Origin of the sequence: Ensifer sp. (genome assembly GCF_035999185.1) — a bacterium.
Classification (GTDB): domain Bacteria; phylum Pseudomonadota; class Alphaproteobacteria; order Rhizobiales; family Rhizobiaceae; genus Ensifer.
In genome coordinates, this window is record NZ_DASYHB010000140.1 from 54,954 (window position 1) to 70,985 (window position 16,032).

Genomic DNA, 16,032 nt, shown 5'->3' on the forward strand with positions numbered 1-16,032 from the left:
CTTCTCCTGCAGGACGAGGAAAGCCACTATCAGCGCTCTGCATAGCAGTTGTTCTCGATATCCGGACCGTGCGACCTAGCTGCACATCCTATTCTCGCCGCGTCTCGCCTGCATCCTATGGAAATCTATGACAACTGAGCGGTGTATTCTAAGCTGTACTTCAGCATAGGCGAAGAGTAGCACCCGGGCTCGCCTGTCAGCACGCCCCTCATAGACTTCCATAGGCTGCAGCGTGACCGTGATTGCGGTAGAGTTAGGGGAATGGCTGGTTCGTCCCGCCAGACTTCGATTATAGTGCCTTGGTAGGGCCGACTGTGCCCAGGCTTTCTCTGTCCAATCGGAGCAGCCGATGGAATTGGCTTCCAGAGCAATTGGCGACAGCCATTCAGAGACAAACAATCATCCAGTGCAAGGGCTTGAGCGAGCGTCGCCAGGGCCTCCGGAAAGCGCGTTGCTGCGCTCGCCCACCGAACGACAGTCTGTCGAGCGGGCTTCCCACTGGCGGCGGTTCCGATCAAGCCGACCGCAGCTTTTGCATCTCGTCGCGTTCTTTGCCGCCTACGTGCTGGGCTGCGGATTCGCGAATGTGCTCGCTATCGTCCCGGGCATCACCGTCTCGATCTGGCCTCCCGGCGGCGTGTTTATGGCGACACTCATCCTGACGTCTCCCTACAGCTGGCCATGGTGGATCGTCAGCGGTTGCCTTGCGGAGATGTTTGCCCAGCTCGTCTGGTTTCACAGCCCACTTCCGGCAGGCTTCTTGATCTTCGTCGGCAACGCGCTCTGCGCTTCCGCTGGTGCGATGCTGCTCAGCAGCGCCACTGGCCGACCCGTCCGGCTGGAAACCCTCCAGCAGGTCCTGGCTTTCGTCGTTTTGGGTGCGGGAGTAGCACCCCTCGCAAGCGCGACTGTCGGGAGCGCAACCCTTGCCTGGTTCGGGGTGAAGGCGCAGACATTCGCGTCGGTTTGGCCATTATTCTGGATTGGAGATGCTACCGGCATCCTGCTGGTAGCACCGCTGGTGCTGGTCCTCGTCCGCCACTGGCGCGGAGAGGCCAGCCTATCCGTGGCGCACTGGACGGAGGCCGCCGTCCTCTGTTTCATCTTTTTGGGCGTTGCCGCGCTTTCCTTGAGCGCTCACTTCTTCCCCTCTCCATATATCATCCTGCCATTGCTGCTTTGGGCCGCCGCACGTTTCGAATTTCGAGGCGCCGCTGTCGCGTTGACGCTTCTGACGCTGATTACGATGGCGTTGACGATATCCGGAGACAGCCAGTTTATCAGTGACGCCGGATCACAAAGGCAACAGCAGGTCATGCTGCAGCTCTTCCTGGTAATTTCCGCATTCTCGGCGCTTGTCGTCGCAGCGATTTCCAGGCAGCACCAGCTGGCACTGCTCACCGCTCGTCAAAGCGAGCTGCGACTGCAACGCCTGATCGACGCCGTCCCGGCTCTAATCTGGAGCGCCACGCCTGACGGAACGCCGAGCTATCTCAACAAGTGGGCCACCGACACGACTGGACTGGCGTTGACGGATCTGGTTGCCGCCAACGGCAAGCGATCCCTGACGGACATTCACCTGGATGACCGCGCGGCCATCGACGAGGCACTGAAAAGCGCGTTCGCGGCGGGCTCGACCTTTGCGGGACGATACCGTCAGCGGCGCGCAAATGGTCCCCATCGATGGGTCGAGAGCCGCGCTGCACCCTTGCGCGACGAAGCCGGAACGATTCTGCAATGGTATGGCGTTTCGGTCGACATCGAAGACGCCGTGAGCGCACAGGCCGCACTGCATGAACGAGAGCAGGAGCTGCTGCAGCTGGTCAACATGGTGCCGAGCCACGTCTGGCGCTTGACGCCGGATGGCGAGCCGACCTTCTTCAACAAGCGCATGGTCGACTTTCTCGGTCTGGACATCGGTGACACGGACAAACCAGGGAAAACCCGGCTGGCAGCCATGGTCGAGGCCTCCGTGCATCCCGCCGAGGCAGGCGCATTCGTCGATCTGCTTCGGCATAGCCTCGAAACCGGTGAAGCCTTTGACATGCGGTATCGCCTGCGCCGGGCCGATGGCGTCTTTCGCTGGATGTCGAGCCGGGCAGAACCAATGCGCGATCACTCAGGGAAAATCGTCCAATGGTACGGCATGTGCCATGACATCGATGACCTGACGCACGCCGAGGACGCATTGCGCCGCAGTCAAAGGCAGCTTCAGTTGATGATCGACGCAGTGCCGGTCCGCATCTGGAGCGCGACGCCATCGACCGGTTCGGTCTACTTCAACAAACAGTTCAGAGACCGCTTCCGCTCGGTTGTCGCAAGCTTCGAGGCGCACGGCGAGCAGAGCATCGAAAATCTGCTCCAGAAACTGATCCATCCGGACGACGCTGCGGCCGTCGGGGACACGCTGCAAAGGTGTTTCAAGACCGGCAGCAGCGCAACGCTGCGCTTTCGTTGGCTCGAAATTGAAAGCGGGTATCGCTGGGTGGAATGCCGGGTCGAACCGCGTCGCAATCAGGAAGGAGAGATCGAGGAGTGGTACGGCGTTTCGCTTGATATCGACGATCAGATGCGGGCTCAAAACGCCTTGCGCGAGCGCGAGCGCGAGCTGTCCCTGCTGGTCGACATGGTGCCGGCCTTCATAGCCCGGCAGACCGCCGGCGGTGAGCTCAGCTTTCTGAACAAGCGGTTGGTGGACTTCCTCGGATTCGACGCCATCGATGTGGACAAGCCGGGAATGACCCGCGCCGGCGCGATGATGCGTGCTGTCGTGCATCCGGACGATATCGCATCCGTCAGGGAGAACGCCACGCAAGGCTTCACCGCCGGCGAACCCTTCTCCAACAGGTATCGCATGCTGCGCGCCGACGGGACGTACCGCTGGGTGGACGGGCGCTGCGAGCCGCTGCGCGATCAAAACGGAACGATCGTGCAGTGGTATGCGGTTGCCATCGACGTCGACGACGAAGTGCGGGTCCAGCAACAGCTCTTTGATCGGGAACGCGAACTCTCGCAGTTGGTCGACATGGTGCCCAGCCCACTCTGGCGGCTAAACACGGATGGGGAACCGGTGTTCTTCAGCAAGAGCCTGATCGAATTCCTGGGCCATGACGTGAAGGATTATCATGGATCCGATAGCGTTCTCGCCGCTGCGATTACGGCCGCGCTTCACCCGGATGATGCAGCAAAGATGGATGCCACGCTCAGAGAGGCTTTCGTCACCGGCGAGAGCTTCTCCTTGAACTATCGCCTTCGCCGCGCCGACGGCGTGTACCGGTGGATGTCGGGCCGCGGCGCGCCCTTGCGGGACGCCAGCGGCCAGATCCTGCAATGGTTCGGCATCTGCCACGACATCGACGATCAGCTCCGTGTCGAACAGGTCTTGCGCGAACGCGAGCGCTCGCTTCGACAACTCATCGAAACCTTGCCTGCAATGGTCGAATGCACCGATGCGAAGGGTGATCCCGTCTACCGCAGCGAGCAGCTTCGCGAGTATCTGGGACACAAGCCGGAAACGCCGGACGCTACCGGGCAGGCGCGGCCATCGGAAACGCTTGGCGCTTCCGTCCATCCGGACGACATGCCCCAGGTCCATGAGAACTGCGGCTACGCCTTGTCCACCGGCACGCCCTATGCGCAGAAGCATCGACTTCGTCGATCGGACGGGGAGTATCGCTGGGTGGAAACCCGAGCAGCGCCGATGAGGGATGGCGAGGGACCAATCGTCCAGTGGAACGTCATCTGCATCGACATCGACAGCGAAGTTCGGGCCCAGGAGGAGTTGCGGATTGCCCGCGATGGTCTGGCGCGTGCGTCTCAAGCCGCGAGCCTCGCCGAACTTTCCGCCTCGATCGCGCATGAAGTGAACCAGCCGTTGGCGGCAATCGTGACGAATTCGCATGCGTGCCAACGATGGCTTTCCGTTGAGCCGCCAAACCTTGCGCGGGCGCAAAGAACGGTGGAACGCATTACCCGCGATGCAAACGCGGCCGCCGACGTCGTGAGCCGCATCCGCGCGTTGTTCACGAGGTCGGTTGAACCCGGGATGAGCACAACGCTGGACAGCGTCGTTGCCGAAGTGCGCAGCCTTATGGCCGAGGAAGCCGCGCGTCGGCGGGTTCGCATCCAGGCTGATGTCGAAGCGGATCTGCCGCCGGTCGCCATGGATCGCGTGCAACTTCAACAGATACTGGTCAACCTGATCCGAAACGGCATAGAAGCGATGGCGTCCACTGCGGATCTGCGGGTGGTCAGCGTGCACGCGACCCGTATTGACGACGCGATCCGCATCGTTGTCAGCGATCGTGGCGCAGGAATCCAATACCCCGACAGGATTTTCGAACCGTTCTTCACCACGAAAAACGACGGTATGGGCATGGGATTGGCGATCTGCCGTTCGATCGTCGAGTCTCACGGCGGACGTCTGTGGGCACAAAAGAACGAACCCTTGGGATCGACGTTTGTTTTCACGTTGCCGATCGAACCCAACGCAACGCCATGACGACTGCGCTCGACGGTTGCACGGCAGCAGCTATGCCGATCACAGCATCCGAAAGCAGGAAAGAACGCCGCGGGACATCGCTGCTCCCAGCCCTGTACTGCAAGTGTGACGTACCTTTCCGACGACGCCAAAATGGCCTGCAAACACATTCGGACGTCACTCGGAGCCTTGCCGGTGGCGGCAACGCTCCGAGTGACGTTGAGGGTCAAGCCTCGTCTTGTCCCTTGCGGTAGACGAGGAACTTGTTTCCCTCCGGATCGCGGAAATAGGCGCAATACGGGTCCCCGCCGTCAGGACCTCTCGGGCCGGGCGCGCCTTCGTCGGTACCGCCTGCTTTCAATGCCGTGGCATGGGCGAGATCGACATGGGCGCGGGTGGGCGCCTCGAAGGCGATCATGTTTCCGTTGCCGACGATTGCCGCTTCACCATTGAACGGTTTTGTCACACCGAATTCGAGCGTGCGATGCCCATAGTAGATCGCGCGCCCGGGCTGTACGAGCACGCGGCCGATGCCAAAGACCGCAAGCAGCTTGTCGTAGTAGGCACCAGCGGCATCGAGGTCATTGGTGCCGACGGTCGAGTGGCCGGGAAGTGCCCTGATCTTCTCCGGCACCTCTTTGGGCGGGGAGGCAGTGATGTCGCTCATTCCAGTCTTCCTTCTTCTAGCGGATCGATGTTCTCGTCTCGCTGGTTCGCTTGGGATCGACTGTTGAAACGGACGATCCGTGAATGAACGCAAATCTAGGGACGGGACCGGGCAGCGGGTACTCAGCGAAATTGAGAGCCATCCTCTCAAGGATCCCTTGGCTCGATGCGCCATCGCCCGGAGCGCTCCGGCAGGCCCGTGCGACATATGTCCGGTTCAAGAGGGTGCCTCTCGAAAAATCCATCTGCCAGCCGCCCGCTCCATGTTCGATCTTGTCGTCCATTCAAGATTTGACCAGAAGGACGCATGACATGGTCTTCCCATCGTTCAGGAACTTCGCAGCAACCGCATCCGTGGCAATGGCATCGGCCGCATCGGCACACGCCGAACCCCTCGTCTCGGCGACCGGCCCGACGATCGACTTCATCAAGATTGACGAGACCATAACCCTCAGGCGCATGCATACGGACGCTGCGAACGCCAAGGGCACGGTTCTCTTCCTGCATGGGTTCCCGGAGACGTTGTTCGCCTGGACGGGGATCGCTGAAACACTCAGCAAGGAATATGCGGTGCATGCATTCGATTGGCCCGGTTACGGCCAATCTTCGCGCCCTTCCACGGTGCAATTTTCCTATTCGCCGAAGGACTACGCCAAGGTTCTCAAGGCCTACATCGACACCGTCGGTCTCGACCGATCGAATTTGGTCATCTACGCCTCGGATATCGGCAGTCTTCCCGCACTCCTCCTGGCCCTCGAGGAGCCGACCGTGGCGAAGCAGATCATCGTCGGTGATTTCGCACCATTCAACCGGCCACAACACATGTATGAAAGCCTGCAAAACCTGAAGGCCGAGCCGACGGCGACGCCGACACGGGCCTACATGAACAAGACCAGCGACGAGATCCTGGAGAACGTTCATCGCCGCGGCCTTCAGCCGAGCGCCCAGTACGACCTTCCGCTCGACCTGCAGGCAGACATGAAGGCGTCCTGGACGCGCGACGGCGTGACGAGTGTCGACGCCTTCGCCTCCTACTACGCCCATTTCACGCGCGACCAGGAGTATCTTGAGGCCAATATCGCCCGGCTCAAGACCCCCGTGAAGACAATCTGGGGTGAGAAGGACGTCTACATCAGCGCGGAGATGGGCAAGGAGTTTGCCGGTCGCACCCATTCTCAGTTCGAGGTATTGAAAGGTGTCGGTCACTTCCCGCACCTGCAGGATGCGAAACGGACGATCGCGGAAGTTCGGGCCGCTCTTTCGAGCTAGGCCTGTGGGGTCTCGCCTCGCCCGAAGGCCGCGCGAAGGCGAGGCAAGGCCCAATCGACGAAGGATCTCACCTTGAGCGCAAGCTGACCCTGTCGCGAATAGACGATGTGGATCGGCAGGGGCGCCCGGTCGAAAGCCTCGAGAACCGGCACGAGGGCGCCTGACGCGAGCTCCTCCGGAATCTGATAGTCGAACAGGCGGGCCATGCCAGCGCCGCCAACCGCCGCGGCCACACAATTGGCCGCCGTGTTGACCTCGAGCCGGTTGCGCGGAACGGCTTCGATCGGACAACCGTCGACGTCGAACGTCCAGAAGAAGGTCCGCTTGTTGAACAGTATCCCGTCATGGTCGACGAGATCGCGCGGATGCTCCGGCACGCCGCAGCGCTGCAGGTATGCCGGACTGGCGCATGTCAGCAAGCGAAACTCTCCCGCCTTGACCGCGTACAGCGAGCTGTCCTCGAGGTCGCCCAGACGGATCGCGATGTCGACCTGTTCTTCCACCAGATGCACGGTCCTGTCGAGCGAGAGGAGATTGAGCGAGACCTCCGGATGGGTCTCCATGAAGCTGAGGGCGATCGGCATCACGTAGCGCGCCCCGAACTCGATCGGCATGGTGATCGTCAGGGTACCACGCGGCGTCAGGTATTCGCCGGACGCCCGGCGCTCAGCCTCTTCCAGATCCGCCATGATCCGGCGGGCGGCTTCGACATACTCCCTGCCCGCATCGGTGAGCTGAAGATTGCGACTGGTGCGCACGATCAGGCTTGCGCCGATATGCCGCTCGAGCTCGGCAACCTTGCGACTGACGCTGGGGAGCGGCGCATTGAGCTTTCGGCTTCCCGCGGAGATGCTGCCGGCATCGACAACCGCCAACAACAACTTCATAGCTTCGAAACGGTCCATCATCCCCCCGAGGGCGCGTCTGACACAGCTTCCAACACTATAAATCTATTCTGCGCTTCCGCTCGAAGCATTCTCGGTCGGATCTCCCCTATGTGTTCCGGTCCGAGGCTCTAAAGGCGAACGCGTCGCCTGCGCGAGCAGGATGGTCACCATTCGCTTGCTGTTTCGCACAGGTTCGACAGTGCGCGTCATTTGCGCAACAGCAAGGGCACCCTCGTGCAGCAGGTTGATCGTGTCGGCAATCTGTTTCGGTTCGGCGAACCGGGCCGCATGGGCGAGTTCCTCGAAGTAGGCAAGGACCAGGCGCTTGTGCATCAAGGCAGCGCGGAACACCGGATCGACGGCCTCTTTGTGCTCCCCGGCCGCGCTCATGAAAATGCAGCCGCGGAACTGCTTGTCCCGAACCGACAGTTCCAGGAAATCGAAGGTCGCCAAGAGGCGCTGATATGGATCGCTGGTACGCTTGTCGACAAAGATGCGCATTTCCGCGCGTGACGCTTCGTCCCGCCGCTCAAGTGCCGCAAGGATGAGATCTTCCTTGGTATCAAAGTGCCGATAAAGCGTCGTCTTGGCGACACCGGCTTCGGCAATGATGAGATCGATGCCGGTCGCGTGGTAGCCGTGCAGATTGAACAGGCGCAAGGCAGTGTCGAGGAGTTGACCTCGGATCTCTGAACGACGCACATCGCCCCCTTTAAAAAGAAACAGACCTGTACTATTTATCTGAGGCGTAGCAAGAAGACAAGGGACGACGCGGCCACCTCCGCGAGTGATCCTCTGCATCGGTGGCTTCCAGGACCGTAATCCCGTCCAAGGAAGAGAACCTCGATTGCGGGATTGCAAAACGATACAGATCTGTATATTTATATTCCACGAATACAGATCCGTTTCGCTGCCTGAGCCCAACGCCTCACCCAGCCAACGCCAACCCGCCGTTTTCACCACAAGTCACAAGCATCCTGCCTCATTTGGAGACTAGGGAATGACCTATCGAAAGACTGACGAAGCGATCAAGCAGCTCACGCCCGAGCAGTTTCGTGTAACGCAACAGAGCGGCACCGAGCGCCCGTTCACGGGCGAATACAATGACAACAAGAGGTCGGGAATTTACGTCGACATCGTTTCCGGCGAACCGTTGTTTGCCTCGGCCGATAAATTCGATTCCGGCTGCGGCTGGCCGAGCTTCACCAAGCCGATCGAGCCTGCAAATGTCGCCGAATTGCGGGACGATTCTCATGGTATGGTCCGCACCGAGGTGCGCTCCAAGCACGGCGACAGTCACCTTGGCCACGTGTTTCCAGACGGGCCTCGAGATCGAGGCGGCTTGCGTTACTGCATCAATTCCGCTGCCCTGCGCTTTATTCCCCGCGAGGAGATGGAGGCCAGTGGCTATGGCGAGTTCATCAACCAGGTGGAGGATATCTGAATGACCAAGAGAGCTGTTCTGGCCGGTGGCTGCTTCTGGGGGATGCAGGACCTGATCCGTAGGCGCCCCGGCGTTGTCGACACGCGCGTTGGTTACACCGGTGGCGACGTGCCGAACGCAACCTATCGCAATCACGGCACCCACGCCGAAGCCATCGAGATCACCTTCGACCCCGAGAAGATCAGCTACCGGCAGATCTTGGAGTTCTTTTTCCAGATTCACGACCCGACCACCAAGAACCGCCAGGGCAACGACATCGGCCTGTCCTATCGCTCGGCGATCTACTACATCGATGACGAGCAGAAGCAGGTTGCCGAGGATACCATCGCAGATGTCGAAGCCTCGGGCCTGTGGCCGGGCAAAGTCGTGACGGAAGTCGAGCCCGTTGGGGACTTCTGGCAAGCCGAGCCGGAACACCAAGACTATCTGGAGCGCTATCCAAACGGCTACACCTGCCACTTCCCGCGCCAGAATTGGGTTCTGCCGCGTCGGTCGGCCGCCGAATAGTCGTCAGCGTCGGTAACTCAAGCCGGGTAGGCCGATGAGCCTTGCCCGGCTTCGCTACATCGGGTGCAGGGGCCAGCGCGCCCTTTGGCGGCCCGCCTCCCGTCGCTGATTAAGCCCAAGCTGAAAGGTCAGCGCCTCGTTCAATATCGACGCTGCGCACAGTTTGCTGTGCCTCATTCAACCTTCGCCGCAGCGCCGCGGCGCCGACGCTGCGGCGTCCGGGCTGCGAGCCAACCCTGTATGTGACCGGGGTGCTCCGTTGGTGCCTTCGACGCGGCACGGGCGGCAATGTCAGCCAGCGTGTGGCCGGCCATGACTTCTCTTGCCCGCTTCTCAGCCTCGATCATGACCGCGTGAATGGAGCAGACACCGTCTTGCGCCCAGGCAGGCGTCCGATCGCCGAACAATGCGCACTGTCCACGGATTTCCTTGCATTCGAAGAGCGGCTTGCGTCCGTCGATGGCCTCGATGACATCGAGCGCAGTGATGTCGGCGGCAGGGCGTGCAAGCGCAAACCCACCACCAATCCCCTCGCGGGCGACGACGATGCCCGCCTTCTGGAGCTTGGTGAAAAGCTTCGCGACAAATTCGGGGGAAATCTTCTGCAGCTCGGCAAGATCGCGTGCACTTGCCGGCTGGTCAATTTGCTCCGCCTCGATGAGGAACAGGAGACAGTGGAGGGCGTATTCGACACCTGCGCTTATGTGAGCCACGGGACCACCAAAACACCGACAAAGGCAGTCGGAGATAACATCAGACTGTCGTTCGTGCAAGCCCTCCTCCGTCTTCGCCGCGTTGACACTCCGTTTCCGAAATCGTCCGGATTCGACATTGCCCATTTACTACGACTGAGTTAGTCGTAGTTAAGCGACGATATTGGATCCTCGCCAAAACCGTCTCCGGCCTGGAGACCTCTACCGAAACGGCAATCGCCCGATGGCTGGCCCCCGCTCAGCCAATGGCGAAGCCTTGTCTGAGGAAAAGAAATGCGTGAACGCATACTGATTATCGGTGCTGGCTTTGCCGGAATGTGGTCGGCACTCGGTGCCATGCGGCTATTGGACCAGCAAGGAAAGGCGGACGGTTCCGTCGAAGTTGCCGTGATCGCGCCTGAGCCCGAACTCCACATTCGCCCCCGTCTCTATGAAAAGCACGCCGCCGGGATGAAAGCACCCCTGTCCGAGATCTTTGCCAATGCTGGCGTTCGATTCATCAAGGGCTATGCGACGTCCATCTCGACGGAGGACAGCGCCGTCACCTACGCGGATAATGACGGGCGGGAGACAACGATCGGCTATACCAAGCTCGTTCTCGCAACCGGCAGCGTCCTCTTCCGTCCGGATATCCCGGGCCTCGCCCACGCCTTCAACGTCGACCAGCTTGCCGATGCCGCAGAGCTGGAAGAACACATCGGCCAACTGGGCCGCCTCCCGGAAACCCGAGCACGCAATACGGTGGTTGTTGCCGGCGGCGGTTTTACCGGCATCGAAACGGCCGCCGAGATGCCGCATCGACTGCTGACCGCGCTTGGCGAGGATACGGACATCCGCGTCGTGATCGTCGAACGCGGCAACGCGATCGGGCCGGATCTTGGACCTGGGCCCCGTCCCGTTATCGAGCAGGCGCTTTCGGAGCTTGGCGTCGAAACACGCTTGCGTTCCCCGATCGTCGCTATCGACAATAACGGCGTCACGCTCTCATCCGGCGAGCGCATCGACGCAGCCACGGTCATCTGGACGGCAGGCGCACGTGCCAACCCGATCACCAGCCAGATCGATGCAGACAAGGATTCCTTCGGGCGCCTCCATGTCGATCGGAACCTCAGGGTCAACGGTCACTCGAACGTCTTTGCCACGGGCGACGTCGCCTGCGCGGCAACGGATGAGGCAGGCAACCGGACGATGATGAGCTGTCAGCATGCTCAAAACCTCGGGCGCTCCGCAGGACACAATGTTGCGGCTGATCTGCTGGGCGTGGCCTCCATTCCCTACAGCCAGGAAAAGTACGTTACGTGCCTGGATCTCGGCCCATGGGGAGCGGTCTACACCGAAGGATGGGACCGTCAGGTAAAGCTTACCGGAGCGGAGGCGAAGAAGCTGAAGACCACGATCAACACCACGTGGATCTATCCGCCGAGTGCCGATCGCGCGGCAGCATTGGAAGCCGCCGATCCGCTCCGCATCGTCGTCGCGTGATCGAGATGGGCGGAGGCACTGCCAAGAGACAGTGCCTCCCTCCGTTCGGTCGGCAAGTGCACCGTTGAAACAACAATCATTGGCGAACCCGCCCCCTGCGAGCAGGGCTCAGGCCCGCCTTTTTGCAAGACTTCATCAAGGAGATTGTCATCATGAACACTCGATTTGCCTTGGGCGCAGTCCTGGCCGCCATCGCGTTCGCGACGCCTGCCGCTGCGCACGATCCCGGCGACGTTGTCACGCCCCACTTCGACCATCAGATCCCCAATATCCCGGGCAAGACGTTGACGGCCCTGATCGTCGACTATCCCCCGGGCGGATCTTCGGTTCCGCACAGCCATGCAAAGTCGTCCTTCATCTTCGCCTATGTTCTGTCCGGAGAGATCGAATCCAAGGTGAACGACGGCCCGACCGAGACCTATCGCGCCGGCGAAAGCTGGTACGAGCCGCCGGCCTCCCGGCACCTCGTCAGCCGCAACGCGAGCAAGACGAAGCCGGCAAGGCTTCTCGCGGTCTTCGTCGCCGATAGCGATGAAAAAGAATTGACCACTCCCATCAAATAGCCCCGAGCCAAGGAGCAGAAGAATGAGCAAGCGTCTCGACTACAACCAGATCGCACCGGCGGGCGTCAAAGCCCTGGGTGGTGTTTATGGCTACATCCTGCAGAGCGACCTCCCCGCAAGTCTGGTGGAACTGGTCTATCTTCGAATCTCGCAGATCAACAATTGCGCCTACTGTCTCGACATGCACACACGCGAGCTCCTGAAGAAGGGCCAGCCGATCGAAAAGATCGCCCTGGTGCAAGCATGGCGCGAAGCAGGCAAACTCTTTGACCCACGTGAGCGGGCAGCCCTTGCCTGGGCCGAAACCGTCACGCGTGTCGCAGAGACGGGTGTACCGGACGAAGCCTATGAGGCGACCCGCGCTGAGTTCAGCGAACGCGAGATCACCGACCTCACGATCGCGATCAGCCTGATGAATGCCTATAACCGGATGGCAATCAGCTTCCGCAACACGCCACAGGCGGCGCTCGAGGCCTGACATTCACATCCAACAGGCGCGCGCTACTCGCGCGCCTGTTGGATGGGGGCCTGACCATCGAGCAGTTGCCGCCGCCTGACGTAGCTATCTCAATCCCGTTCGAATCTCCGAGACCATAAACGCCCGAGCAGCACGCCGACGTCTCCCGCGGCCGGTTTGAGGCTTGCAGCACTGGCTGATATCATCCGCCATCCGTCCGAAATCATCCCATCGGCTCTATTTAAGCCAACGCCCGCCCGTGTTCTAATCCCGTCACGGCTCCGTTTGTCCGGGGGCTTGTGTGCTCGGCGAGGCAGGCCTGCTGGATGGCGAGAGCGACGACGTACTGGTCCCAGGCAGCCGAATTCGCGAAGCGATTTCCTGACGTGAAGCTCGAACCCATCCGCATTTTTACCAAGGACGGCAACGTCTGGACCTCGGCGGGGTTACGGCCGGGATCGATCTGGCCTTGAGATCGCGCACAAGGTTGCCCGCGAGTTGGTCGTCTTCATCAAACGGCCGGGCGGGCAGACGCAGTTCAGTACGTTGCTTGCCGGTCAGGTTGCACAAAAGACACCGATCCGCGTGGCTCAGGACTTCATCGCCGACAACCTAGCGGCCGACCTCACGGTTGGCGCGGTTGCGACCCGCGTGGGAATGAGCGAGCGAAATTTCTCAAGGCAGTTCAAGCAGGAGATCGGGATGACGCCCGCCGACTATGTCGAGAGCATGAGGCGCGAGGCCGGCCGGCGATTGGCCGAGACACCAGTATTCCCCTCAAGAAGATCGCCACGGACATCGGCGTCAACGATGACGTGGCGTTCCGAAGATCCTTCGCTCGGCGGTTTCACACGTCGCCCGCTGCATATCGATGGAGCTTCGGAACGTAGAATTGCCAGCGTCAGGGCGATCGCCTGGCGCTCGTCGCGAGGCGCGTATACTGGCGACCGATCACCCTTGGGCTTGCTGCGCTTCATCAGAGAAATGACGCAGCCAAACTTCTGTCCGAGATTTGTTGCCCGCTTCGTATTTGCGGATTGCCTGTCTGAGTTCACCAAAATCCGGCGTTTCCCTGTCGGCACCAATCTCGGCGAGCCGCATCGTGTACCACGCGGTGATCCCGCCCTCCGGAGCGTCGGAGAATTTGGGAAAGAGCGGCTCGGGTTTCCGGTCCGCCTTCCAGAGGACGGGAAGTGAAGGCTCCAGGACGAGCGCGCGCGCAAGACCGACAATATCGACTGCACCGCTCGCCACAGCGTGCTCGGCCTGCGCGCGCGTCTTGAAACCACCCGTCAGCATCAAGGGCTTGGTCGTGACAGTGCGGGCGCGCCTTGCAAACTCGAGGAAGTAGGGTCCGCGTCCCGCCCGATCCGAGGCGGACTTTGCTCCGGGGAAATAGGTTCCGCCGCTGATGTCGATCAGGTCGATCGAAGACCCATCGAGCGCCGCCACCACCTTGAGCGCATCTTCTTCGTCGAACCCACCCTCAAGTTCGTCTGAGGAATTGAGTTTTACGGCGATCGGGAAATTCGGTCCGACAGCGGCGCGTGTTGCCTCGACAGCCTCCAGCAAAGGTCGCATACGATTGGAAATTGCACCCCCGTATTCGTCGCTCCGTTTGTTGAACAAGGGCGATAGAAACTGGCCGAGCAGGAACCCGTGCGCTGCGTGAATTTGCACGCCGCCAAAACCTGCCTGCTGTGCAAGCCGGGCTGATCTCGCAAACTGAAACGGCAATTGACGTATCTCATCCAAGGTTATTTCCACGCACTGCAGCCCCGGTAGATTGAAGGCGCTCGGGCCTTTTGGACGACTGGTTGGCGCGTAGGCAAGCGCCCCGGCGTGACCGAGTTGCAGCCAGAGCTGGGCGCCGTTTTCGCCGCCATGCCGGGCAAGTTCGCGGAACCGCTCAAGATCGGAGGCTTCATTGAGCACCAGATTTCCCGGATTCTCGGCGTAATCCGCCGTGAGCTGCACCTCGCCGACTATGGAAAGAGCCAACCCACCTGCCTCCCAACGCTGATAAAGCCTCATCTGTTGGGCTGTCGGATGGCCCGTCCCGTCACCCAAGGAATCCGACATCGCTGATTTCGCAATCCGATTGCTTAGGGTGATCCCACTGGGCAGTTGGAGCGGTTCAAACAAGGGTGCACGTTGCATTTAGATCTCCACGTCCATTTAGTTCTGGCGAGCTCCGCTGGAATCGTCTGTCAAAAGCGGACGATCCAGTGAGCGCAAATCTAAAGGCGTGGCTTGGCCGGCGGTACTCGGCGATATCGAGAGTCATCCTCTCATGCGCTCCGGCGCGACCGGCCGCGTCGGCTTTCTGCGGAGAGGGGCAGGCGGCCAAACGCCCTGAGAGCCCTGCCCCTTGTCTCAGATCCCCAGCATGCGCCGGTTGGCGGCCTCGTCGGTGCCAGCGCCGGCAAAATCGTCGAAGGCCTTTTCGGTGACGCGGATGATGTGGTGCTTGACGAAGTCGGCACCCTCGCGGGCGCCATCTTCCGGATGTTTCAGCGCGCATTCCCACTCGACCACCGCCCAGCCGGAAAAATCGTTGGCCGCCATCTTCGAGAACACTGCGCCGAAATCCACCTGGCCGTCACCGAGCGAACGGAAGCGGCCAGCGCGGTTGACCCAGCCCTGATAGCCGCCATAGACGCCCTGCCGTCCGGTCGGGTTGAACTCCGCATCCTTGACGTGGAACATCCGGATGCGGTCCTTGTAGATGTCGATGTTGTCGAGATAGTCGAGGCACTGCAGCACATAGTGCGAGGGGTCATAGAGCATGCAGGCGCGCGCATGGTTGCCAGTGCGCTCCAGGAACATCTCGTAGGTGATGCCGTCGTGCAGGTCCTCGCCCGGATGGATCTCGTAGCAGATGTCGACGCCGTTCTCCTCGGCATGGTCGAGGATCGGCGTCCAGCGTTTTGCCAATTCGTCGAACGCGGTCTCGACGAGACCGGCCGGCCGCTGCGGCCAGGGATAGACGAAGGGCCAGGCAAGCGCGCCGGAAAAGCTTGCCATCGCATTCAAGCCGAGGTTCTTCGAGGCGGTCAGCGCCAGCTTCACCTGTTCCACCGCCCATTGCTGCCGTGCCTTCGGATTGCCGCGCACTTCAGGTGCCGCAAACCCGTCGAAGGCTTCGTCATAGGCCGGGTGCACGGCGACAAGCTGGCCCTGCAGATGGGTCGAAAGCTCGGTCACCTCGACGCCGTTGGCGCGCGCCGTGCCGAGAAACTCGTCGCAATAGGTCTTGGAGGTCGCAGACTTCTGAAGGTCGATCAGCCGCGCGTCCCAGCTTGGAACCTGCACACCCTTGTAGCCACAGTCGGCGGCCCATTTGGTGATCGCGTCCCAGGAGTTGAACGGCGCCGCATCGCCGGCAAACTGCGCAAGAAAGAGCCCTGGCCCCTTGATCGTCTTCATGTTTCGCCTCCTTCTCGTGGAAAATTGAGATGAGCGACCGACGCCTGCTTCGCTCCCTCAGACTGACAATCGGCGCGCCCTCAGAGGCAGGTGGTCCGCCAAAGCCCTGTGCTCCGCCGCGCGCCGACGCCGATC

13 protein-coding genes are annotated in these 16,032 nt (G+C 61.0%); 7 read left to right on the forward strand and 6 right to left on the reverse strand.

Annotation, left to right across the window (positions count from 1 at the left end; translation table 11 throughout):
- Positions 1-454: 454 nt before the first annotated feature.
- Complete coding sequence (locus tag VGO04_RS18095; RefSeq protein ID WP_327497409.1) at positions 455-4,501, forward strand: PAS domain-containing protein; 4,047 nt, start codon at positions 455-457, stop codon at positions 4,499-4,501.
- A gap of 205 nt (positions 4,502-4,706) precedes the next feature.
- Here the strand turns inward: VGO04_RS18095 and VGO04_RS18100 are convergent, their stop codons facing one another.
- On the reverse strand, positions 4,707-5,147 hold the full coding sequence (locus tag VGO04_RS18100; protein WP_327497358.1) for a VOC family protein: 441 nt from the start codon (positions 5,145-5,147) through the stop codon (positions 4,707-4,709).
- A gap of 311 nt (positions 5,148-5,458) precedes the next feature.
- Between VGO04_RS18100 and VGO04_RS18105 the strand changes: the two genes are divergently transcribed.
- Positions 5,459-6,415 (forward strand): alpha/beta fold hydrolase, encoded by a 957-nt coding sequence (locus VGO04_RS18105; RefSeq protein WP_414650564.1) that lies wholly within the window; start codon positions 5,459-5,461, stop codon positions 6,413-6,415.
- Here VGO04_RS18105 and VGO04_RS18110 read toward each other — a convergent pair.
- Entirely contained in the window at positions 6,412-7,320 is a 909-nt protein-coding gene (locus VGO04_RS18110; protein ID WP_327497359.1) for a LysR substrate-binding domain-containing protein, read from the reverse strand. The genes VGO04_RS18105 and VGO04_RS18110 overlap by 4 nt on opposite strands.
- A gap of 45 nt (positions 7,321-7,365) precedes the next feature.
- Positions 7,366-8,004: a helix-turn-helix domain-containing protein gene (locus VGO04_RS18115; RefSeq protein WP_327497411.1), complete on the reverse strand. Its 639-nt coding sequence runs from the start codon at positions 8,002-8,004 to the stop codon at positions 7,366-7,368.
- A 298-nt stretch (positions 8,005-8,302) separates the two neighbouring features.
- On the opposite strand from VGO04_RS18115, the gene msrB reads away from it, so the two are divergent.
- Positions 8,303-8,746 carry a peptide-methionine (R)-S-oxide reductase MsrB gene (gene msrB / locus VGO04_RS18120; RefSeq protein ID WP_327497360.1) on the forward strand — a complete coding sequence of 148 codons (444 nt, stop codon included), beginning with the start codon at positions 8,303-8,305 and terminating at the stop codon, positions 8,744-8,746.
- Complete coding sequence (gene msrA, locus VGO04_RS18125) at positions 8,747-9,253, forward strand: peptide-methionine (S)-S-oxide reductase MsrA (RefSeq protein WP_327497361.1); 507 nt, start codon at positions 8,747-8,749, stop codon at positions 9,251-9,253. It begins immediately after the preceding gene.
- 173 nt (positions 9,254-9,426) lie between these two features.
- Here the strand turns inward: msrA and VGO04_RS18130 are convergent, their stop codons facing one another.
- A complete protein-coding gene (locus VGO04_RS18130) occupies positions 9,427-9,966 on the reverse strand; it encodes an Rrf2 family transcriptional regulator (RefSeq protein ID WP_327497362.1) in 540 nt (179 codons plus the stop codon).
- 273 nt (positions 9,967-10,239) lie between these two features.
- Between VGO04_RS18130 and VGO04_RS18135 the strand changes: the two genes are divergently transcribed.
- From VGO04_RS18135 to VGO04_RS18145, 3 genes are all read left to right on the forward strand, one after another.
- Positions 10,240-11,448 (forward strand): NAD(P)/FAD-dependent oxidoreductase, encoded by a 1,209-nt coding sequence (locus VGO04_RS18135; RefSeq protein ID WP_327497363.1) that lies wholly within the window; start codon positions 10,240-10,242, stop codon positions 11,446-11,448.
- 152 nt (positions 11,449-11,600) lie between these two features.
- Complete coding sequence (locus tag VGO04_RS18140) at positions 11,601-12,011, forward strand: cupin domain-containing protein (RefSeq protein WP_327497364.1); 411 nt, start codon at positions 11,601-11,603, stop codon at positions 12,009-12,011.
- A gap of 22 nt (positions 12,012-12,033) precedes the next feature.
- The gene (locus tag VGO04_RS18145) at positions 12,034-12,489 is read left to right on the forward strand and encodes a carboxymuconolactone decarboxylase family protein (protein ID WP_327497365.1); all 456 of its coding nucleotides are present in this window, start codon (positions 12,034-12,036) and stop codon (positions 12,487-12,489) included.
- Between the two features lie 930 nt (positions 12,490-13,419).
- Here VGO04_RS18145 and VGO04_RS18155 read toward each other — a convergent pair.
- Together VGO04_RS18155 and VGO04_RS18160 are read right to left on the reverse strand one after the other, a co-directional pair.
- On the reverse strand, positions 13,420-14,628 hold the full coding sequence (locus tag VGO04_RS18155; RefSeq protein ID WP_327497366.1) for an NADH:flavin oxidoreductase/NADH oxidase family protein: 1,209 nt from the start codon (positions 14,626-14,628) through the stop codon (positions 13,420-13,422).
- 216 nt (positions 14,629-14,844) lie between these two features.
- Complete coding sequence (locus tag VGO04_RS18160; protein ID WP_327497367.1) at positions 14,845-15,897, reverse strand: sugar phosphate isomerase/epimerase; 1,053 nt, start codon at positions 15,895-15,897, stop codon at positions 14,845-14,847.
- Between the last annotated feature and the right edge of the window lie 135 nt (positions 15,898-16,032).

Coding starts and splice junctions, on each gene's coding strand:
- VGO04_RS18100 (WP_327497358.1), bottom strand. CDS start 5,147: ATGAGCGACATCACTGCCTCCCCGCCCAAAGAGGTGCCGGAGAAGATC.
- VGO04_RS18105 (WP_414650564.1), top strand. CDS start 5,459: ATGGTCTTCCCATCGTTCAGGAACTTCGCAGCAACCGCATCCGTGGCA.
- VGO04_RS18110 (WP_327497359.1), bottom strand. CDS start 7,320: ATGGACCGTTTCGAAGCTATGAAGTTGTTGTTGGCGGTTGTCGATGCC.
- msrB (WP_327497360.1), top strand. CDS start 8,303: ATGACCTATCGAAAGACTGACGAAGCGATCAAGCAGCTCACGCCCGAG.
- msrA (WP_327497361.1), top strand. CDS start 8,747: ATGACCAAGAGAGCTGTTCTGGCCGGTGGCTGCTTCTGGGGGATGCAG.
- VGO04_RS18135 (WP_327497363.1), top strand. CDS start 10,240: ATGCGTGAACGCATACTGATTATCGGTGCTGGCTTTGCCGGAATGTGG.
- VGO04_RS18140 (WP_327497364.1), top strand. CDS start 11,601: ATGAACACTCGATTTGCCTTGGGCGCAGTCCTGGCCGCCATCGCGTTC.
- VGO04_RS18145 (WP_327497365.1), top strand. CDS start 12,034: ATGAGCAAGCGTCTCGACTACAACCAGATCGCACCGGCGGGCGTCAAA.
- VGO04_RS18155 (WP_327497366.1), bottom strand. CDS start 14,628: ATGCAACGTGCACCCTTGTTTGAACCGCTCCAACTGCCCAGTGGGATC.
- VGO04_RS18160 (WP_327497367.1), bottom strand. CDS start 15,897: ATGAAGACGATCAAGGGGCCAGGGCTCTTTCTTGCGCAGTTTGCCGGC.